The organism is Rhodoferax ferrireducens, assembly GCF_003347515.1.
In the GTDB taxonomy this organism is placed as follows: Bacteria; Pseudomonadota; Gammaproteobacteria; order Burkholderiales; family Burkholderiaceae_C; genus Rhodoferax.
In genome coordinates, this window is the sequence record NZ_QEII01000211.1 from 27,580 (window position 1) to 47,951 (window position 20,372).

At 61.7% G+C, this 20,372-nt stretch carries 20 protein-coding genes; 2 read left to right on the forward strand and 18 right to left on the reverse strand.

The genetic code is table 11. The annotated features are described in order from the left end of the window. Positions 1 to 12: 12 nt before the first annotated feature. Genes C5P05_RS03000 through C5P05_RS03010 form a run of 3 tightly spaced genes read right to left on the reverse strand, consistent with a single transcriptional unit; the run spans position 13 to position 4,619 of the window. Entirely contained in the window at positions 13 to 954 is a 942-nt protein-coding gene (locus C5P05_RS03000; protein WP_114968387.1) for a dimethyl sulfoxide reductase anchor subunit family protein, read from the reverse strand. 18 nt (positions 955 to 972) lie between these two features. Beyond that, on the reverse strand, positions 973 to 1,701 hold the full coding sequence (gene soeB / locus C5P05_RS03005) for a sulfite dehydrogenase subunit SoeB (protein ID WP_114968388.1): 729 nt from the start codon (positions 1,699 to 1,701) through the stop codon (positions 973 to 975). Next, the gene (locus C5P05_RS03010; protein ID WP_114968389.1) at positions 1,698 to 4,619 is read right to left on the reverse strand and encodes a molybdopterin oxidoreductase family protein; all 2,922 of its coding nucleotides are present in this window, start codon (positions 4,617 to 4,619) and stop codon (positions 1,698 to 1,700) included. Before C5P05_RS03010 ends, soeB begins: the two co-directional genes overlap by 4 nt. A gap of 250 nt (positions 4,620 to 4,869) precedes the next feature. On the opposite strand from C5P05_RS03010, the gene C5P05_RS03015 reads away from it, so the two are divergent. Both C5P05_RS03015 and C5P05_RS03020 read left to right on the forward strand, forming a co-directional pair. Beyond that, complete coding sequence (locus tag C5P05_RS03015; protein ID WP_114968390.1) at positions 4,870 to 6,081, forward strand: GAF domain-containing sensor histidine kinase; 1,212 nt, start codon at positions 4,870 to 4,872, stop codon at positions 6,079 to 6,081. Then, the gene (locus C5P05_RS03020) at positions 6,078 to 6,776 is read left to right on the forward strand and encodes a response regulator (RefSeq protein ID WP_114968391.1); all 699 of its coding nucleotides are present in this window, start codon (positions 6,078 to 6,080) and stop codon (positions 6,774 to 6,776) included. The genes C5P05_RS03015 and C5P05_RS03020 overlap by 4 nt, the downstream gene beginning before the upstream one ends. Here the strand turns inward: C5P05_RS03020 and cobA are convergent. Genes cobA through C5P05_RS03095 form a run of 15 tightly spaced genes read right to left on the reverse strand, consistent with a single transcriptional unit; the run spans position 6,766 to position 20,326 of the window. Next, on the reverse strand, positions 6,766 to 7,590 hold the full coding sequence (cobA, locus tag C5P05_RS03025; RefSeq protein ID WP_114968392.1) for a uroporphyrinogen-III C-methyltransferase: 825 nt from the start codon (positions 7,588 to 7,590) through the stop codon (positions 6,766 to 6,768). The two genes, C5P05_RS03020 and cobA, sit on opposite strands and share 11 nt — an antisense overlap. Next, on the reverse strand, positions 7,587 to 7,970 hold the full coding sequence (locus tag C5P05_RS03030; RefSeq protein WP_114968393.1) for an iron-sulfur cluster biosynthesis family protein: 384 nt from the start codon (positions 7,968 to 7,970) through the stop codon (positions 7,587 to 7,589). The genes cobA and C5P05_RS03030 overlap by 4 nt, the downstream gene beginning before the upstream one ends. A 26-nt stretch (positions 7,971 to 7,996) precedes the next feature. Continuing rightward, positions 7,997 to 9,754 (reverse strand): cobyrinate a,c-diamide synthase, encoded by a 1,758-nt coding sequence (locus tag C5P05_RS03035; RefSeq protein ID WP_114968394.1) that lies wholly within the window; start codon positions 9,752 to 9,754, stop codon positions 7,997 to 7,999. A gap of 12 nt (positions 9,755 to 9,766) precedes the next feature. Next, positions 9,767 to 10,990: an NrfD/PsrC family molybdoenzyme membrane anchor subunit gene (gene nrfD / locus C5P05_RS03040; RefSeq protein ID WP_114968395.1), complete on the reverse strand. Its 1,224-nt coding sequence runs from the start codon at positions 10,988 to 10,990 to the stop codon at positions 9,767 to 9,769. A gap of 18 nt (positions 10,991 to 11,008) precedes the next feature. After that, positions 11,009 to 11,782, reverse strand: a complete 774-nt coding sequence (dsrO, locus tag C5P05_RS03045) for a sulfate reduction electron transfer complex DsrMKJOP subunit DsrO (RefSeq protein ID WP_114968396.1) — start codon at positions 11,780 to 11,782, stop codon at positions 11,009 to 11,011. Positions 11,783 to 11,790: 8 nt separating this feature from the next. After that, positions 11,791 to 12,186 (reverse strand): hypothetical protein, encoded by a 396-nt coding sequence (locus tag C5P05_RS03050; RefSeq protein WP_114968397.1) that lies wholly within the window; start codon positions 12,184 to 12,186, stop codon positions 11,791 to 11,793. Between the two features lie 4 nt (positions 12,187 to 12,190). Further along, positions 12,191 to 14,149 carry an NAD(P)-binding protein gene (locus tag C5P05_RS03055; protein WP_114968398.1) on the reverse strand — a complete coding sequence of 653 codons (1,959 nt, stop codon included), beginning with the start codon at positions 14,147 to 14,149 and terminating at the stop codon, positions 12,191 to 12,193. Positions 14,150 to 14,205: 56 nt separating this feature from the next. Further along, on the reverse strand, positions 14,206 to 15,699 hold the full coding sequence (dsrK, locus tag C5P05_RS03060) for a sulfate reduction electron transfer complex DsrMKJOP subunit DsrK (RefSeq protein WP_114968399.1): 1,494 nt from the start codon (positions 15,697 to 15,699) through the stop codon (positions 14,206 to 14,208). Between the two features lie 15 nt (positions 15,700 to 15,714). Beyond that, the gene (locus tag C5P05_RS03065) at positions 15,715 to 16,449 is read right to left on the reverse strand and encodes a respiratory nitrate reductase subunit gamma (RefSeq protein ID WP_114968400.1); all 735 of its coding nucleotides are present in this window, start codon (positions 16,447 to 16,449) and stop codon (positions 15,715 to 15,717) included. A gap of 11 nt (positions 16,450 to 16,460) precedes the next feature. Next, positions 16,461 to 16,793, reverse strand: coding sequence for a TusE/DsrC/DsvC family sulfur relay protein (locus C5P05_RS03070; protein WP_114968401.1), 333 nt, complete (start codon positions 16,791 to 16,793; stop codon positions 16,461 to 16,463). A gap of 42 nt (positions 16,794 to 16,835) precedes the next feature. Beyond that, positions 16,836 to 17,135: a sulfurtransferase complex subunit TusB gene (gene tusB, locus C5P05_RS03075; RefSeq protein ID WP_114968402.1), complete on the reverse strand. Its 300-nt coding sequence runs from the start codon at positions 17,133 to 17,135 to the stop codon at positions 16,836 to 16,838. Positions 17,136 to 17,153: 18 nt separating this feature from the next. Beyond that, positions 17,154 to 17,549: a sulfurtransferase complex subunit TusC gene (gene tusC, locus C5P05_RS03080; protein ID WP_114968428.1), complete on the reverse strand. Its 396-nt coding sequence runs from the start codon at positions 17,547 to 17,549 to the stop codon at positions 17,154 to 17,156. 17 nt (positions 17,550 to 17,566) lie between these two features. Further along, entirely contained in the window at positions 17,567 to 17,926 is a 360-nt protein-coding gene (gene tusD, locus C5P05_RS03085) for a sulfurtransferase complex subunit TusD (RefSeq protein WP_114968403.1), read from the reverse strand. A 21-nt stretch (positions 17,927 to 17,947) separates the two neighbouring features. Next, the gene (gene dsrB / locus C5P05_RS03090) at positions 17,948 to 19,018 is read right to left on the reverse strand and encodes a dissimilatory-type sulfite reductase subunit beta (RefSeq protein ID WP_114968404.1); all 1,071 of its coding nucleotides are present in this window, start codon (positions 19,016 to 19,018) and stop codon (positions 17,948 to 17,950) included. Between the two features lie 27 nt (positions 19,019 to 19,045). Further along, positions 19,046 to 20,326, reverse strand: coding sequence for a sulfite reductase, dissimilatory-type subunit alpha (locus tag C5P05_RS03095; protein ID WP_114968405.1), 1,281 nt, complete (start codon positions 20,324 to 20,326; stop codon positions 19,046 to 19,048). Positions 20,327 to 20,372: the final 46 nt, after the last annotated feature.

The following is a 20,372-nucleotide window of genomic DNA, read 5'->3' on the forward strand; positions in this document are numbered from 1 at the left end:
GAATCGTCGTTCTCAGGAGATGGTTTGGTAGTACAGGTTTTGCGGATGGTTGGCCTGGGCAAAAAAGAACCAGCGCTCGGCCAGCAAGCCCGTGTATTGCAGCGCAAAGGCCATGCCCAGCATCGCCGTGGACGAGGCGGAAACGCCAACGGCCAGACACAGCAGCGGCAGCGGAAATGCCAGCAGCAAAAAAACCCACTTGACCGAACGCAGCATCGCGCCACTGCGGCCGTGGAAGAATTCGCGCGTATTGAACGAGCCGCCCATGAAACCCTGCGCCTTTTGCACGATGCGCGGGTGTTTGATGCCGATGGCACTTTGCAAGGTCGATTTGGGCTTGAGCCGGGCATTGCGCATCAGCGAGGCGCTGCGCGTGATCCAGGCCAGCAGCGTCAGCCCCGTGGCCGCGAGCGCGTAGGGCGGTACCAGGCTGGGCATGTCAAACACCGCCGCCAGCAGCGTCGCCAGCGTCAGACCGGAGGCGCAGCCCAGCAGCAGGTAGTTCACCAGGGTCAGCGGGCTGGCCCACTCTTGCAGAAAACGTACCGAGGCGTAGATCATGGCGGTGCAGACGAACAGCGCCAGGCAGACCAGCGCCGTCAGCGCCCCGATGAGTGGGGTGTAGCCCAAACCCAAGACCTGGGCCGCGCCGTAGAGGAACAGTCCCAGCATGAACAAGGGCAGGGCGATGACCTCACGCGACAGCCAGGAGGTGCGCCACATGGCCGCAGAGCGCCAGGCGCGTTCGGGGTGACCGAGGTGAAAAAAGGAGGCCGCCAGCCCCAGGACGCTCAGTGCCAGCGCCACCCCATTGCCGGCGAACAGAAAGCGCTGGCTGTCCGCCGGGGCGAGGCCGCCCACGCCGGCAAGTTCCGTGGCGTAAAGCGCAAGAAACAGCCCTTGCGCGGCACCGATGAGGGTGGTCAGAAAGATGACTGAGAAAGCGGGTTGCATAGTGTGCGGGCTTGGGTTTCAGGTGGCGAAGTCTTCACGTCCCGGCGCGCGGTGCGGATGCTCGGGCTGCTTGCCGTCGATCTTCAGCGGGTTGTCCACGCGCTCCAGGTCTTCGGGGTGAATGCGGATTTCGGTCTTGCGTCGCGGCAGGTAGTGGTTGGCCGGGCGTGTGCCCCATTCGGGCATCAGCTGGTAGCCACCGCGCTCGGCGATGGCCTTGGAGACGACGGATTCCGGGTCGTGCACATCGCCGAACAGGCGGGCATTCGACGGGCAGGCCAGCACACAGGCCGGCTTGCGTTCACGTTCCGGCAGTTTCGTGTCGGTGACGCGGTCCACACACAGCGTACATTTGGTCATGACCTTGCGCTGCTCGTCAAACTCGCGTGCGCCGTAAGGGCAGGCCCAGGTGCAGTATTTGCAGCCGATGCACTTGTCGTAGTCCACCAGCACAATGCCGTCCTCGGCCCGTTTGTAGCTGGCCCCGGTGGGGCATACCGGCACGCAGGGCGGGTCTTCACAGTGCAGGCAGGACTTGGGGAAGTGCACGGTTTGCGTGTTCGGGAATTCACCCACTTCAAAGGTTTGCACCCGGTTGAAGAAGGTGCCGTTCGGATCGGCCCCATACGGATTGAGGTCCACCAACGCACCTGCTGTACCGGAGGTGTTCCATTGCTTGCAGCTGGTCACGCAGGCGTGACAGCCGACGCACACATTCAGGTCGATGACCAAGGCTAACTGGGTCATTTGCGCGCTCCCCGGCCGGCAAACCAGGCTTGCCAGCGCGGTAGCACCGACTGGACGCCGGGCGCGGCCGGCACTGCCTTGAACTGTGGCCAGCTTTGCTCCGGCTCGTCGTCCCGCGCCTTGTAGATGCGCACGCGCACGTCGTACCACGCGGCCTGGCCGGTGATGGGGTCGGAGTTGGACAGGGAGGCACCGGCGCTGGACGGTGGCAATTCCTCCGAGATCAGGTGATTGAGCAGGAAGCCGCGCTGCGATTCATTGGCATCGGGTGTCAGATTCCAGGCGCCAGCGGATTTGCCGATGGCGTTCCAGGTCCAGACCGTGCCGGGCTCTACCGCTTCGGAGTAGCGGCACATGCAGCGCACTTTTCCCCATTGCGACTCCACCCACATCCAGCCGCCATCGGCAATGCCTTCGGCGCCGGCGGTCCTGGGGCTGACGAACAGGTAGTTGTGCGTGTGAATCTGGCGCAACCAGGCGTTTTGCGAGTCCCAGGAGTGGTACATCGCCATGGGCCGTTGCGTGATGGCATTGAGCGGGTATTTGGCGGTGTCGGTAGCCTGTTCCTCCAAAGGCACGTAATAAAACGGCAGCGGGTCGAAGTAGGTCTCTACGCGTTTGCGCAGGTGCTCGGGCGGCTGCTTGCCGGGACGTTTGCCCTGCGCCGCACGCCGAAAGCCCTGCAGGAACTCGGAGTAGATGTGGATGACGATCGGGTCCTTGTCACGCCGGATGCCGACCTGTTGCGCCCACTCCATGTAGCCGAGGTTCCAGTTGCGCATGTACTGGTGTTCCGGCGGCATTTCGTAATGAAACACGCAGTTGTTCTTCTCGTACATTTCCCACTGTTTGGGGTTGGGCTCGCCGCGCATGGACTTTTCGCCGCCCTTGCCGCGCCAGCCGGCCAGAAAGCCGATGCCCGATCCCGGCGCAGTTTCGTAGTTGACGATGAAGTCGGTATAGCCTTTGAATTTGGGCGTGCCATCCGCCTGCGTAAAGGCCGGCAACTTGAGCCGGCCGGCCAGCTCCACCAGCACCTCCTGGAACGGCTTGCACTGACCTTTGGGGGCGACCACCGGGATGCGCACCGAATCAGCGGGGCCGTCGAACTCGGAGATCGGACGGTCCAGCATGGACATGCAGTCGTTGCGCTCCAGATAGGTGGTATCGGGCAGGATCAAGTCGGCAAAGGCGGTCATCTCCGACTGGAAGGCGTCGCACACCACCAGGAAAGGGATCTTGTACTCGCCGCTGTTCTCTCCCTCCGTGTGCTTGTCGTTGAGCATGTTGCGAACTTCGGAGGTGTTCATGGTGGAGTTCCACGCCATGTTCGCCATGAAGATCAGCAAGGTGTCGATGCGGTACGGGTCACCGCGCCAGGCATTGGTGATGACGTTGTGCATCAGGCCGTGGGCCGACAAGGGGTGTTCCCAGGAGAAGCCTTTGTCGATGCGCACCGGCTGGCCTTTGTCGTTGACAAACAAGTCGTCCGGGCTCTCGGGCCAGCCCAGCGGCGCGCCGTCCAGCGGTGTGTCGGGTTTGACGGCTTGCGGCCCCTTGGGCGGGCGGGCGTTGGGCGGTACGGCACGCGGATACGGTGCCTTGTGCCGGAAACCACCGGGACGGTCGATGGTGCCCAGCAGCGACATCAAAATCGACAGCGAGCGTATGGTCTGAAAGCCGTTGGAGTGCGCCGCCAGGCCGCGCATGGCATGAAAGGCCACCGGGTTGCCCGTGACCGAATCGTGGCGTTTGCCCCAGCTATCGGTCCAGGCGATGGGCAACTCGATTTTTTGGTCACGCGCGGTGATGCCCATCTCATGGGCCAACCGCCGGATGGTGGCTGCGGGGATGCCGGTAATACCTTCGGCCCACTCGGGCGTGTAGGCCTTGACGCGTTCTTCCAGCAGCTGAAAAGCGGGCACGGCGGGCGTGCCGTCGGGCAGCTTGAAATGCCCGAGCAAGGCCGGGTCAGCGCCGTCCGCATGGTCGGCAACCGGCCTGTCGGTGAGTCGATCCCACCAGTAAAAATTGGCCGGGCGTAGTGGATTCACCACTTCGCCATCCGGGTCGCGCAGCATCATGCCAAAATCGTCACTGGCGCCATCCTGATTCACCAGTTGACCGGCGTTGGTGTAGCGCGCCAGGAACTCACGGTCGTACAGTCCGAGCTGGATGAGTTCGTGGATCAGTGCCAGCAGGAGCGCGCCATCGGTTCCCGGCTTGATCGGCACCCACTCGTCGGCAATGGCCGAGTAGCCGGTGCGCACCGGGTTGATGGAGACAAAACGCCCGCCGCCGCGCTTGAACTTGGACAGCGCCATTTTCATCGGGTTGGAGTGATGGTCTTCGGCCGTGCCAATCATCACAAACAGCTTGGCGCGCTCCAGATCGGGGCCGCCAAATTCCCAGAAAGAACCGCCGATGGTGTAGATCATTCCGGCCGCCATGTTGACCGAGCAAAATCCGCCGTGCGCAGCGTAGTTGGGCGTGCCGAACTGGCGGGCAAACAGGCCCGTCAGCGCTTGCATCTGGTCGCGTCCGGTGAACAGGGCAAACTTCTTCGGGTCGGTGGCGCGGATCTTCTTCAACCGTTCTTCCAGCATCGAAAAGGCTACTTCCCATTCGATCTCTTCGAACTGGCCGTCGCCGCGTTCACTGCCCGGTTTGCGCACCAAAGGCTTGGTCAGGCGGGCGGGTGAATACTGCTTCATGATGCCGGATGAACCCTTGGCGCAGATCACGCCCTGGTTCAGCGGGTGTTCCGGGTTGCCCTCGATGTAGCGCACTTCGCCATTGCGCAAGTGCACCCGGATGCCGCATCGGCAGGCGCACATGTAGCACGTGGTGTTGCGCGTCTCGGTAGTGGCGTCAGCCAGCGGCGGGCGGCAAGGATCGTGAAGCGGTGTGGCAGACATGTGGTTGGTGCTTTTCTCGCTGGCGGTTCAACAAAAGGGGCGCAGCTGGCGGTCCATGATCCAGATCAAGGACACGTTTTGCAGAGTCACCCTATTAGAAACATGGGCACCATTGCTCGTCTATTACCGACACGGGTAAGCCGGTGTAGCCCGAATGGGTAGCGTCCCGGGAAAGTCGAACCTGTGTTCGGGTTTTCACGATGTATAAGTTGTTGGTAATGTATTAGCATGGCAAATTAGTGACTTCACCATGACTTCTACCCATACCCTGTTCAGCCCCGCAAGCCTTGCGGACGAGGGCTCTATCGTCTCTGGATTGACGACCGAAATTGCGGCCGGCGGTGATCTTGAGTCGCTGCTGGAGCGCTTTCTGGTGTCCATTGTTGCGCTCGCCGGCGCCCAGGCCGGGGCGGTGCGAGTCCTGACCGACGACGGGCAACATATGCGGCTGGTGGCGCAACACGGCTTGCCACCGGAGGTGATGGACGCCGAACGGCTGGTGGAGCGCGACTGTGGCATGTGTGGCGTCGCAGCCGGTGCCGAGGTGCTGGGCTGGGTGGAGGATGTTCAATCCTGCGCAAGACACAGCGCACCGGCGTACTTCGGCCAGCAATGCAAAAGCGTGCTGGCCATATCGCTGCCCCACGGTAACGAGGTGTTGGGGATCTATAACCTGTTTTTTGGAGCAGATACCCACATTGACCCGCAGACGCAAACCATACTGCGCCTGATTGGCCAGCTCTTGGGTCTGGCGCTGCACAACGCCCGCATTGAGCGCGAGCGCCTGCGCGTGACGGTGATGAAAGAACGCCAGGAAATGGTCAATGAGGTGCATGACGTCATTGCGCAGACGCTGGTCTACGTCAGGATGCGCCTGCCCCTGCTGCACGATGCCATGCTGGCGCACGACGACCCACGCTCGCTCAAGTATTACGCTGATGTCAAAACAGCCGTAAGTGAAGTGCATAACAACTTGCGCGAAGTCATGACCTACTTCCGGACCCGGATGGATCCGCTGGGCTTGCTGCACGCGCTTCAGGGCATCGCAGATGGTTTTTTCAACCGCAACGGCATCACGCTGGAAATCAGGAATTCGGCGCAAAATCTGAATCTGACCGACGAACAGGAGGTTCAGGTGTTTCACATCATTCAGGAAGCCTTGGCCAACATCGCAAAGCACTCCATGGCGCGGCGTGCGGTGGTGGCGATTGACAAGTCACCACAGCGGCTGGAGTTTCTGATTGAGGACGATGGATTGGGTATGGATGAGCCTTCCGTCTCGACGATTGTGAGCATGGCCGACGGCGGACTGACGCCATCCCATCATTTGGGGCTGGAAATCATGCAAAGCCGTGCCCGGCGACTGGGCGGCAGCGTGGAGGTGGGCCGTAACGACGGTGCTGGTACGCGGGTTCGCCTGGTGCTGCCCTTGAGTCCTGCGCAGGCAAGGGGCGGGGCATGACAGGCGCGACCCGCGTGATGCTGGTGGACGACCACGCGCTATGCCGCAGTGGCCTGACCGAGTTGCTGGAACACCGGGGCGCCATGGCGGTGGTGGGCGCTACGGGTGATCCGGCGCAAGTGGTGCCGATGTTGCGCGAACAGCAGCCCGACCTGATCGTGCTGGACTTGCGTCTGGCCGCGACCGATGGCTTGAGCCTGTTGCGCCTGATTCGTGCGGAGGGTTGTGAAACCCCGGTCGTCATCTTGACCATGAGTGACAGTGAAGACGACTTGTCCGCCGCCCTGCGTGCGGGCGTGCGCGGTTACTTGCTCAAGGACATGGAGCCCGAGGAAGTGATTGACGCCATCGGACGGGCGGCGCGTGGCGAGATGGTTGTGGCCCCGGCGATGATGCTGAAACTTGCGCAAATATTGCAGTCCGGCCCCAAGGGGTCGGTCATGGGCAGCCTCGTGGCCTCACTCACCGAGCGCGAACGCCAGGTGCTCGACCATGTGGCCAGCGGCCAGAGCAACAAGGTCATTGCGAAGGCGCTGGACATCAGCCACAACACCGTCAAATTGCATGTGCGCCACATCATGGACAAGCTCAACCTGCGCTCACGGGTGGAAGCCGCGGTGTTTGCGTTCGAGTACCGAAGCTCACCGGACGGGGTCAAGGCCGCGGACAGCGCGGGCCAAAAAGTCAAAAGCTGACGCAGGGATATCCCGGCGCCGGTCGGGCGACCGCGGTACTTGTCAATGGTTTGAACCATGCCAGCGCATCGTGCAGTCTGACGACCTCGCCGATGATGGTGAGGCAGGGTGATTTCAGCCCCGCTTGTGCGACGCGTTCAGGCATGTCAGCCAAGGTTCCGGTAACGACTTTCTGGGTGGCAATGCTGCCGTCTTGCACCACGGCGATGGGCAGGGCGGGGGCAGCACCGTGGCGCATCATCTGGCGGCAAATTTCGGGCAGTCCGCCCAGGCCCATATAGATCACGACCGTCTGGTGGGGTCTGACCAGGCTGGGCCAGTCCAGATCAGCCGTGCCGTCCTTGAGGTGGCCGGTGACAAACAGGCAGCTTTGCGCGTAATCGCGGTGCGTCAGCGGGATGCCGGCGTAGCTTGAGACGCCCGACGCCGCGGTGATACCGGGAACGACCTCAAAGGCGATGCCATTGGCTGCCAGCGTTTGCAGCTCCTCGCCACCGCGCCCGAAGATGAACGGGTCGCCGCCCTTGAGGCGCACCACCTGCTTGCCCTCAAGCGCAAGTTTGACCAGCAGCGCGTTGATCTGTTCTTGCCGCATGGTGTGTTCGTTGCGGCGCTTGCCCGCATAGATGCGCTCGGCGCAGGGCGAGACAAAGTCAAGCACCGCGCGGGAAACCAGGTGGTCATAGACGATCACCTCCGCCTGCTGCAGCAGGCGCACGGCGCGTAGCGTCAACAGCTCGGGGTCACCGGGGCCGGCGCCCACCAGAAAGACGCGACCGGTGCCTGGCAGGGGAAGCCTGACGTCGGCTTTCATGGCGTACGCCCCGCGCTGCCGCAGCCACCACTGCTACAGCCCCCGCTGCCGCAACCGCCACCACCCGTTGACGCTTGCGCCGGTGCGCACGCGGTAAGGCTTGCGTCCATGAAAATGAAATTGAACTCGCCGGGGTTCAGTTCTACATAGTCCAGCACCGTGTCCATCAGCAAGTCCTGGGATTCGTCGGCAATGACGACTGCCACACCGTCCAGGTCGAGCTTCATGTCTTCATCCTTCGGGTCGTCAAAACCCATGCCGTATTGCATGGCGCCTTCGGCGTCGATTCGGGCGGCAATGCGCAAGGCCATCTCCTGGGCCCCGCTGGCGCTTGCCGCCTGCTGGATTTGCCGTGCTGCGGCGCTGGTCAATGTAAACATGCTGTCCTCCTGATTCACAAAATTGTCTAGTGCTCGCCCTTGGTCTTCAAGAGACCGGCCAGACGATTGCCCTGCTTTTGTGGCCCGCCCACGGGAAAAAGCGCGTGAAGGTAGTGGTTGTTGCCGCGCTCAGGACCCCATGTTTTGGTGAAGTGCCAAATCATCGCGCGCACTTGTGCCTGCACCCGGTGTTCCTCGAAATAAGCCCGCAAGAAGGCAATGACCTGCCAATGCGCTTCTGTCAGCTCCAGGTTTTCAGCCTGGGCCTGGGCCTGCGCAAAGTCTTCAGACCACTCGTCCAGGTTTTTCAGGTAGCCTTCGATATCGGTCGCGACAGGGCGGCCATTGACCTGAACGGTGCGCAGCACGGTGGCGCTTTCGGTTTTGGCTGCAGCTTGCTGCGCATGAATAAAGGCCATGAACTGTTCCGCCCAGGCTGAGCCTGCCCCGTTGCGCAGATGGGCGTACGAGGCAAGCACCTTGCGATACACAATGCCGTCGCGCTGGCCGTCTACCCCTTGCCCGCGCAGCACGCGGTAGGCGAACCTCAAACCCGGCGCCAGGTTTTCCAAGCTGGAGTAGTGAAACTCATGCCCGCGCAGCGCTGGCGGGGCCGATCCTGAAGAAACTGGCCACGGCGCATCGGCTGTGGCCTCAAGTTCGACATAGCCGCGTCCGACCGGGCGCTCATGCATCACCACATCGGCGGGCAGCGCACCCACCATGTCGAAAACCTGATCCTTCCAGCGCAGCGTGCGCGCCAGATACATGAGCCCACCGCATTCAGCATAGACCGGCAGATCGGCTTCGATGGCGGCGCGGATGCTCTCGCGCATGGCGGCATTGGCTTGCAGCTCGGTCATGAACATTTCCGGGAAACCGCCGCCGATGAACAGACCGTCTACTGCGGGCAGACAGGCGTCCTCCAGGGTATTGAACGGGACGATCTCGGCCCCGGCCTGTTCTAGCGCCAGAAGATCGTCCGGGTAGTAAAAGCCAAATGCCTTGTCGCGCGCCAGACCGATGCGCAAGCGCGGTTGCGCCGGTGCCGGGCTGACTTGCATGACCGGGGCTTGCCGGGGCGGCGTCGCGGGGCGGGGCGCAGCGCTGGCGGCCAGGCGCAGCACTTGGGGCAAATCGACCTGCGCCGCGATCAACTCACCCATGGTGCGCACCCGTTGCGCGGCGTCATCCAGTTCATGGTTGGGCATGAGGCCCAAATGTCGCTCAAGCACTGACAGCCGTGGGTCGTGGCTGATGGCGCCCAGTACCTGCACATTGGTGTAATGCTCGATCACGGCACGCAGCTTGGATTCGTGGCGCGCACCACCCAACTGGTTCAGGATGACGCCGGCAATGCGGATGCGTGGATCAAACGCCTGGTAGCCCAGAATCAGCGGTGCGATGCCGCGGGTCATGCCACGCGCGTCCAGCACCAGCACGACCGGCAGGTCCAGCAGCTCGGCCAGCGCGGCGTTGCTGTTGCTGCCATCCAGCGCCAGCCCGTCGTACAAGCCCTTGTTGCCTTCCACGATGCTGATGTCCGCGCCTGCGCTGTGGCGCGTGAAGCAGGTGGTGACCTGCTCGGGTGTCATCAGGTAGGGGTCAAGGTTGAAGCAGTCGCGCCCGCTGGCCTGGCCCAGCCACATGGGATCAATGTAGTCCGGCCCTTTCTTGAAGGGCTGCACCACCAGCCCTTGGGCTGACAGGGCGGCGCACAGACCCACGGTGATGGTGGTCTTGCCCGAAGACTTGTGTGCGGCAGAAATCAGAAGGCGCGACATACTGGACTCGCTTCAGACGGTGGCGGCTGCAGGCGTGGTGCCGCTCATCCGCAGCGCTGCGTCGTCCAGGCGTTCGGGCAGAAAGCCCATCACTTTGAGCGCCAGCATGACGATCAGGCCCGCGACGGCAACGCCGCCAAAACCCAGCAGCCATTCCGGCAGGCTGGGCGAGTAGCTGTTGACCACACCGTCATAAAAGCTGCTGCTCACTTGCTGGCCGGGGAATAACACCAGCGGGAAGGCCTGCCCGCCGATGATGGTGACGTACATCTGCGCAAACCCGCCGCCGATCACCAGAGCGGCACAGGCCGCAATGCGGCGACGCATCTGGCCAATGCGGGGGTGCAGCAGCAACACCAGTGGCAGCACACCGCCCAACAGCACGGCGCCAAGCCAGAAAAGGGCGGTGTAGATGCCGCCATCGAGCAGGATGAAATTGTCAAAATCATGGTGCTTGGTGAAGTACAGATTGGTCAGGTAGTAGACCAACACAAAATACAGCCCGGCTGCAATAAAGATCACCTGCAGCCGTGCAAACCGTGCCATCAACGCATCGCCCACCGGGCGCCCACTGCCGCGGCAGGCCAGCATCAACACCAGCAGGAAGACGGCCAGGCCATAACTGAGCGACAGGGCGATAAACAAGGGCGCCAGCAGAGCCGAGTCATAGGCCTGCCGGGCCACCAGAAAACCAAAGATGGACCCGGTGCCGGTGGTCAGTGCCATGCGCCAGACAAAGGCGAAAAGACCCGCCAGCGGGGTGAATCGGTTCATGCGCCGCTCCATCATGGTCCACAGATAGACGATGACAAAACCCATGAAGCCGGAGTACAGAAAAATGTTCAAGGCAAAGATGGACTTGAAGTTGTAGTACGTCATGGCCACGATCAGCCGGTCGGGTCGCCCCAGATCGAGCATCAACACCGTCAGGCCACCCAGCAGCAGCGCAATCGCCAGCAGCCCGGACAGAGGCGCCAGCGGTTTGAACTCCGTCTTGCCAAATACCGAGGCCATCGAGGCGACGTTCAGTGCGCCCGAGGCGGCCACCACCAGAAAAACTGCAAACACATGGGGCAGGCCCCAGACGATCTGGTTGTTCATGCCGGTGACGATGTGGCCTTGGTGTTCCATGAACCAGACCGCCCCCAGGCCGAGCAGCGTGACCAGCGCCAAGCCGGCCAACAGCAGGTAGTAGCCGGGGCCGGTACCTTTCAATTCACGCAACGTGATGTTCATCGTTTAGCCTCTTTTGCTTCAAATGCCGCTGTAACGCACGCCGGTGTTCAGATTCAAGTTTTCGCGAATCTGGCGTGTCGGGTAACTGGCGACCCGCTTGGAGATGTCGCTCTCCGGGTTGTTGAGGTCCCCGAAGAGAATCGCACCATGTCCCGCGTCCGAGCAGGCGCTCACGCACGCGGGTTGTTCGCCCCGGTCCACCTTGTGGACACACAGGGTGCAGGCTTCCACCGTGCCCATGCCCCGTGGCACATCGGGTTTCTGGTTGGTCTGGGGTTCATGCACAAAAGAGCGTGCCTTGTAGGGGCAGGCCATCATGCAGTAGCGGCACCCGATGCAGGTGTGTTTGTCAACCAGCACAATGCCGTCGGCACGCTTGAACGAGGCGCCGGTGGGGCACACATCGACGCAAGGTGGTTCGGCGCAGTGCTGGCACATCATCGGCAGGGATTGGACTTTGCCGGTGCGTATTTCCTTGATTTCGATCTTGCGAATCCACTGTGAATCGGTGGTCCGGGTGCCCCCGGAGAGACCGTTTTCGGTGTTGCAGGCGGTGACGCAGTCGGTACAGCCATTGGCGCATTTGCCGCTGTCAATCAGCATGCCCCATCGAACCTTGCTGCTCGCGCCCGGGCTGGGTACGCTTGCGCCCGTTTTGGGGGCGGCCTGCGCAATCTCCATCAGCCGGACGCCGGGGGCGAGCAGGACGCCCGCCAGACCGGCTGCGGCGACGCCGAGAAAACCGCGCCGGCTGGTGTTCGTGTCGGCCGGTTCGCTGGGTGGGGGCGTCATGTCTGTTTTCATGGTTTAACCGCCGGTTTGTTGGCATGGCACTCGAAACAGTCGATCTTCACGGCGGCGTAGGTGTGACAACTTTGACAAAAATTGGTGCTCGCCACGTTCACACTGCCACTGGTTTGACTGGCATGGCAGGCAATGCAGGCTTTCAGGCTGTAATTTCCGGTGCGAATCCCGCCGCGCAGCGTGTCGTCGCGCTGGTGCTTGAGCAGCGTCATATGGTTGCGTCGCATGAACGCGGGGTCTTCGACACATTGGCCCCCACGCGCCGCCTCGATCACAGGCTGCGGCACTCGCCCGGCTGCAGACGGGGCGCTTGTGCTGTCGGCGACTGCCGCCAGACTGGTCGCCAGCAGCAGCCCGATGCCGATTGTTTTGCGGACGGCACACGATGACATGGCCCTAGTCCCCCAGGCCCATCTGGATATAGCCGGTGGGGCACACGTCGGCACAGATGTGGCAGCCGATGCACTTGCTGTAGTCGGTGTCCACGTAGCGCCCAATCGTGGCCTTGGATTTGGGGACCTTGAACACCGCCACCTGCGGGCAATAGACCACGCAGTTGTCGCACTCGAAACACTGGCCGCAGCTCATGCAGCGTTTGGCTTCGGCCATGGCCTGGGCCTCCAGCAGAGGTTGCAGGCGTTCCTCAAAGTTGTTCAGCGCCTGCTCGGCCGTGAGCGTCACCGTGCCACGCCGGTTGCGTGCCACGTAGGGAAAATGACCCAAAAACAATTCCTTGTGGGAGATGACATAGCGATCCGACCGGTCGTCAAAATTGTGAATCGCTGCTGTGTTCTTGTCCGTGCCGCGTATCGGCTCGTGCACTTCGCTGAAGGTATAGCCCTTCTCCAGCATCTTGCGTTTCAGGTCGAAGGCATGCACGTCGATCTTGGCGCGTTTCTCCAGCGGCTCGTTCTGCAAAAAGCGATCAATGCCGTCGGCCGCGATCGCCCCATGCCCAATGGCGGTGGTCAACAAATGCGGGCGCACCACGTCGCCGCCGACAAAGAAGCCGGGTTGCCCCTGTACCTGGTAGTTCTTGTCGCTGTTGATGGCGCCTTTGCCGTTGTTGAACTCGTCCAGTCCGGTGAAATCCACCGCCTGGCCAATGGCCGAGACGATCAGGTCAGCGGGAATATCTTCTTCCGTGCCTTCAATGTTCTTGATCTCCAGGCGGCCGCCCGTGATTTTGGCTTCGCAGCGCATCACGCGCAGTGCGGTGGCGCGACCGTCGGCCCCGCGCACCACGGCAACCGGCGTCATGCCACCACGAATGGTGATGCCTTCGGACAGGGCTTGTTCCACCTCATGCCGGGTGGCCTGCATCTTGTCCACGGCAAAGATCGAGGTCAAGGTGACCTCGGCCCCCTGACGCACCGACGCCTCGGCGACGTCGTGCGCAATATGGCCGGCAATGGCGTGTTCCGGCCGATCAGATTCGTGGATCTTGTCGATGTGGCCCAGACGGCGCGCCACGGTGGCGACGTCGATGGAGGTGTCGCCGCCGCCGACGACCACCACGCGCTTGCCCACATGGCGCAGACGCCCGTCGTTAAAGGCCTTGAGGAACGAGGTGGCGGTCACGCAGTTGGGCGCGTCGGCGCCTTCGACAGGCAGGGCCCGGCCGGCTTGTGCCCCCAGGCCCAGAAACACGGCGTCAAATTCAGCACGGATCTGCGCCATGCTGATGTCGGTGCCTATGCGGCAGTTCATGCGGGTTTTCACGCCCAGGTCCAGAATGCGCTGGATTTCGGCGTCCAGCACGTCGCGCGGCGTGCGAAAACCCGGAATGCCATAGCGCATCATGCCGCCGAGCTCGGCGCGCTCGTCAAACAGCGTCACGTCGTGACCCTTGAGGGCCAGTTGGTAAGCGGTTGACAAACCCGCGGGACCGCCGCCGATCACCGCCACGCTTTTGCCGGTCACGGTGGTTGGCTTGGGGTAGGCGAGCTTGTTGGCAATCGCATAGTCACCCAGGAAGTGCTCCACCGAATTGATGCCGACAAAGTCCTCCACCTGGTTGCGGTTGCAACCCGACTCGCACGGGGCAGGACAAACGCGCCCCATGACGGAGGGGAAGGGGTTGGCCTCGGTCAGGCGGCGAAACGCGTATTCCTGCCATAGCATGCCGGCCGGTGGCTTCTCGATGCCGCGCACGATGTTGAGATAACCGCGTATGTCCTCGCCCGCTGGACAGCTGCCCTGGCAGGGCGGCGTGCTTTGGATATAGGTCGGACACTTGTGCGAGTGGCCGGCATCAAATATTTCCTTTTGCCAGGAGCTCACCTTGTCGTCGCCATCCTTGTAGCGACGGAAGTTGAGCGGTTTGACGGCAATGGCTTCGGTGGGCGTTGACATGATCGAGTCTCCTGATATTTGTACTTGTAGCCAGAGTTGGGGCGAGCGAGCGAGGGCTATTTGTCGCCCAGGCGTATCGCCTTGCTGACCAATTGGTGAACACCGCCCACCATGCTCATGTTGAAGCCGTAGTAGGGCAAGACCTTGGTGAATTGCGCTTTGCAGATAGCACAGATGGTGGCCATGAAATTGACACCGTGATCGTCCACCACGCCTTTCAAGGCCTCCATGCGGGGCAAGGCGCCCTTGACCCGCAATTCCATCAAATCGTCGGTGAGCAGGCCCCCGCCGCCGCCGCAGCAAAAGGTGTTTTCATGAATGGTTTGCGGCGCCATGTCATGAAAACGGTTGGCCACGGAGGTGATGATTCGCCGTGGAATGACGAACTGCCCGCCGGGCATATTGCCCATCCGCGAGGCCCGCGCCACGTTGCAGGAGTCATGGAAGGTGATGATGCGGTGGTCATTGGCCTCTTTGTCGAAGCTGATCGCGCCGCGCTGAATCAGGTCGTCCGTGAATTCGCAGATGTGCTGTGGCACCGGGTAGCGCTGGTCGAGATAGTCGAATGGACCAATCAAGGTGTTCCAGAAACTGTAGGCTACGCGCCAGGCATGGCCGCACTCGCCCACAACGATACGTTTGACGCCCAGTTCCAGAGCCGCCTCGCGCACCCGCAAGGAGATGTTGCGCATCTGCTCGTAATTGCCAATGAACATGCCGAAATTGCCGGCTTCCGAGGCGTGTGAGCTCAGCGTCCAGCTGATGCCCGCCGCGTGAAACACCTTGGCGTAGCCGATCAGGCTCTCGACATGGGGCTCGGAAAAGAAGTCGGCAGACGGGGTGATCAGCAGCACCTCGGCGCCCTTGACATTGAGCGGGAACTTGATGTCCAGGCCGGTATCATCCTTGGTGTCTTCTTCCAGCCCTTCGAGGGTGTTTTCCAGTGCCGGGCCGGGAATGCCCAGGTTGTTGCCGATGCGGTGCACCTTGCCAATGATCTCGTTCGAGTATTTTTGCCCCATGCCGATGGAGTCCATGATCTCGCGGGCGGCCATGGTGACCTCGGCGGTGTCGATGCCATAGGGGCAGAACACCGAGCAGCGACGGCATTCGGAACACTGGTTGAAATAGCTGTACCACTCGTCCAGCACTTCGCGCGTGAGATCGACCGCGCCCACCAGCTTGGGGAAGTACTTGCCGGCAAAGGTGAAGTAACGGCGGTAAATTTTGCGCATCAGATCCTGGCGCGCGACCGGCATGTTCTTCGGATCGCCCGTGCCCAGGAAATAGTGGCATTTGTCGGAGCAGGCGCCGCAATGCACGCAGGCGTCCATATACACCTGGAGCGAGCGGTACTTGCCCAGCAACTCGCCCATCTTGGCCAGGGCCTTGGCCTGCCAGTCGTCTACCAGTGCTTCCGGGAAGCCAATCGCCTTCTGGATCGGCGCCGCCGCGATAAAAGGTTTGAGGTGCGACATGGCCCCCACCTGAACCAGCGGAATGACCGGGTAGCTCTTGAGCTTGGGGGTGTCGAACGCAGCTGTGGCCATGGTGTGTGGGGGTGCTTAAGGTTGCTTGTCCAGCGCGGCGGCCCAGGCCGAGATATGCCGCACCTCGCGGGCGTTGTCGGCCTGGTTGCGGGTGGGGCTGAAAAACAGGCCGGGTGCGTGCAGCAGCTTGCTGATGGGGAAGATGATCATCAGCATGGCCACCAGCGCCAGATGCACCAGCAAAATGGGGTCGGAGGGCAGGGCTTGCCAGCTAAACCGCATCAAGCCCAGTATGAAAGCCTTCAAGGCCACGATGTCGGTGTGGGCTACAAAGCGCATGGCCAGTCCGCTCAGGCCAATGGCCAGCAGCAGTGCGAGCATCAGATGGTCGGACGGGGTGGAGATGTAGCGCACCCGATCCACCAGCCAGCGCCGCGCCCACAGGCCACCCAGTGCTGCCACCATGGCAAAACCTGCGTAGGTGCCAAAGGGCTGAATCAAGACGACCGGCAACCACACCGGCTCCTGAAAATAACGTACATGGCGCAACACCACGAGCAGCAGCGCGAAGTGAAAGGTCCAGCCGAAAATCCACGTCCACTTGCTGGACTTGAACAGGCTCTCGAAAAACACAACTTCACGGGCCATACGCCAACCCACCCCGGCACGGGTCGTCGGTGCAGGCGTGGTGGGAATCTTCAAGGGCGCCGGGGTCTTGGCGTACCGGCGTACCTTCAGCGCCACGCCGACGACCAACACCGCTGTGGCCGCATACAGCAACACCGAGTAGAAAATCGTCAGCAATGACATGGCGGGGCGCCTTAGATGCAGCCAGTGGGCTTGGGCAAGCCGGCGATCTTGCAGGCCTGCTTGGCCGGGCCATAGGGAAACAGGTCGTACAGGTACTTGCTGTTGCCTTTTTCTTCACCAAACTGTTTGCCGATAGCCTTGGTCAGCACGCGCACGGCGGGCGCAATCTGGTACTCGTTGTAATACTCGCGCAGGAAATTGATGACTTCCCAGTGGTTCTCGGTGAGTGGCACCTTCTCTTCTTCCGCCAGGTGCGCGGCGGCGTCGGTGGTCCATTCGGCCAGGTTCAGCAAGTAGCCCTCTTCGTCGGTTTCATAGTTCTTGCCGTTGATTTCAAAACTCATGTTGTTCTCCAGATAAAAAAATTAAAGCGAGCCGTGTTTTATTCACAGCCAGGAATGCGAGGTGGGGTGTTCCACGGTCAGGTCCACAAAGCCGCGGTAATCGACCAGCGTGACGCCGTCGATCAGCTTGGCCGTCACGCCGCGGGCGTCCATGTCGGGTTGCAGGGCGTAGACCTTGAGCGTGGCGCAGGCCTGGCGGACCCGGGCCTCCGCAGCGCTGCCCACGGTGGCGGCATAAATGCCGTCTTCGATGAGCAGCAGCGCGTGCCCGGCCTGGGCCATGCGCAAACAAGTGTCCAGCGTGCTGGTTTGAAAGGGTGATTTATTGACGATGTGCAACATGGGTGGTTTCCTCGGTCTTTAGAAGCTCAGGATCACGTCCTGTTGCGCCATGAGTTGGCCCATCTGCTGGGCATCGAGCACCTCGACCGGAACCAGCAGGTCTTTTTCGGTCAGGCCGCGCTGATCCAGCGAGGCTTGGTCAACGTAGAGTTTTTCCACGTCGTAGCCGTCTAGCGCGCGGTAGCTGGGCGAGAAGTTCTTGAGGCCGATGCCCTTGGTTTGCTGCCCTTTGACCAACTCATAGACGCCGTCGTCGATGAAGACCAGGCTCACGTCCTGATCGAAGGTGGCGGTGATCAACACCACCTCCAGGCTTTCGAGTGCATAGATGGTGCCGTAGGGGGCCTTGCGGTTGACAAACATGAATTTCTTCACTTTGGGTCCGCTGGCCGGGCTTGCTTGCTGTTCGCTCATTTCGGTGTCTTCCTTGTTCAATCGCCAAACGTGACTAGGCGATCCGCCTTGATTCCGCTGTCCACCAATTGGCCCAGGCCCGAGATGCGAAAGCCCGGCGCCAGCACTTCTTCCTTGATGCCTCGACGCAAGGCGGCCGCCACGCAGACCACCAAATCCACCTTGTGCTCGGCCGCCAGGGTCGACCAGCGGTTCACCACGTTGCGGTCATCCTGCGGTGGCTCGGTGAGCCGGGTCGCGTTGTTGACGCCGTCATGGTAGAAAAATACGCGCTGGATTTCGTGACCTTTTTCCAGGGCCGCTACCACGAACTGATAGGCACTGTCTGACGCCTGGTGCGTGTAGGGGCCTTCACTGATAAGTAAACCGAATTTCATGGGGGTTCAATTCCGGGGCAATTAAAAACGGATATGGGTCGATGCGTTCAGGCTGGCGCGCGAACCGCGCCAGTCGTCGATCAGGTACTTGGTAAACGGCAGGTCGCACTTCTCAAAGAAGGCGGGCCAGCCGATGCGCTCGATCCAGTCCGAAACCCGCTCCCACGAACGCGCGTCTTCCTTGTAGGTGTACAGAATTTTCTTGACCATGGCTGACACCTCGGGCCAGCGCGGCGGGTTGTTGGGCAGGCCCGAGGCCACCATCTTCATGAAGGTCGGTTTGCCACGCGCATTGGAGTTCTTGCCGCCCACCCAGATCGCCAGCTTGCTGTGCTCGGGGTCGTTGATCTGCATCGGCGGGCAGGGTGGGTAGCAGGCGCCGCAGCACATGCATTTGGCCTCGTCAATCTCCAGCGACGGTTTACCGTTGACCATGGCGGGCCGGATCGCGGCCACCGGGCAACGCGCCACCACGGTGGGGCGCTCGCACATATTGGCCACCAGATCATGGTTGATCTTGGGCGGTTTGGTGTGCTGGATGATGATCGCAATGTCGGCTTGGCCGCCGCAGTTGATCTCGCAGCAGGAGGTGGACAGGTGCACCCGGTTAGGCATTTCTTCCTTGATGAACTCGGCGTGCAGGTCGTCCATCAGGGCCTTGACCGCGCCCGATGCGTCGGTGCCCGGAATGTCGCAGTGCAGCCAACCCTGGGTGTGGGCGATGGCCGATACCGAGTTGCCCGTGCCGCCTACCGGGAAGCCGCTACTGGTGAGCGCGTCCACCAACGGCGCCACGCGCTGCGGGTCGGACACCATGTACTCGATGTTGGAGCGGATCGTGAAGCGCACATGTCCGTCAGCATAGGTGTCGGCAATGTCGCACAGCGTGCGGATGGTGAACAGGTCCATTTGCCGTTGCGTGCCGGCGCGCACGGTCCAGATTTCGTCGCCGGTGTGCGAGACATGGTGCAGCACACCAGGCCGCGGCCGGTCGTGGTACTTCCAGTTGCCGTAATTTTTGAGCATCAGCGGATGCATGTACTGCTTGTTGTCAGGTACGCCGCTCTCGATGGGGGTGCGCATGGTTGCCATGGTTGTCTTCCTGTGTTCTTGAGAGTTTCAGGCCGCCGCTTTGCGGGCGTTGATCTTGGCCACTTCGTCGTCCCAGCCGTCCGTGCGCACATAGGGGTTGGTGCGTGGTGTGGACACCATATTGGGATCGATCTCCAGCCCGATTCCCTCGAGGAAGTTGACCAACCCGATGCGCTCGATCATCTCGCCGGTGCGCTCATGCTCCAGCGCGTTTTCAGCGAAGAAGTCGATCGACTTCTTGGCCAGTTCCACCAGGGCCTGGTAGTCCTCGTCGGTCTTCATGGGCATGAAGGGCGTGACCACCGTGCCCATCAGGTCACCGATCTTGAGCGTGCGCTTGCCGCCCATCAGCACGGTCACGCCCTTGTCGGTGCCCGAGGCCAGGGCACCGGTCATGACGTTGATGCAGTGCATGCAGCGCACGCAGTTGGCGTTGTCGATTTCCAGCGACTGGGTGTCGTTCAGGGCAACACTGGTGATCTTCGGGCCGCTTGAGACGTCCTTGGTCTCCTTGAGCATGATGGCCTTGGTGGGGCAGCGGCTGACCACATCGTTCACCAGTTCGGTCAAACCATGCTTGGCGAACCACTTGCGCGCCAGGGGTTCATCGGTACGCATGTTGTCGCGCCAGGTGCCGATTACGGCCATGTCGGCACGCTGGATGGAATTCATGCAGTCATTCGGGCAACCGGAAAACTTGAACTTGAACTTGTACGGCAGCGCCGGGCGGTGCATGTCGTCCAGGAAGGTGTTGACGACCTGGCGATGCGCCCGTGCCTCGTCAAAGCAGGACTGTTCGCAGCGCGCCGCACCGACACAGGACATGCTGGTGCGCACTGCCGGGCCGGCGCCACCGAGGTCAAAGCCGAGTTCGTTCAGCTCATCGAACGCGCCCTGCACGTTGGCCGTGCTGGCGCCCTGGAACATGATGTCGCCGGACTGGCCATGAAAGGCGATCAGGCCTGAACCGTGACGCTCCCAGATGTCGCACATCTTGCGCAGCACCTCGGTGTTGTAGTGCATGCCCGCTGGCGGCTGTACCCGCAGCGTGTGGAATTCCTTGGAGGCGGGAAACATCTCTGCGACTTCGGAAAACCGGGGAATCACGCCACCGCCGTAACCAAAGACCCCGACGGTGCCGCCCTTCCAGTAGCCCTTGCGGGTTTTGTAGGAGTGCTCCAGTTGACCCATCAGGTCGGTCATGTAGTCGCTGTCCTTGGCCAGACGTTTCAAACCCGTGACAAAGCTGGGCCACGGACCGCTCTCGAGCTGGTCGAGCATGGGGGTGTCGTGCGGTTTCTTGCTCATGGTATGTCTCCTGTCAAGGCGGCGAATGCGATGCGCCGATCTGTCG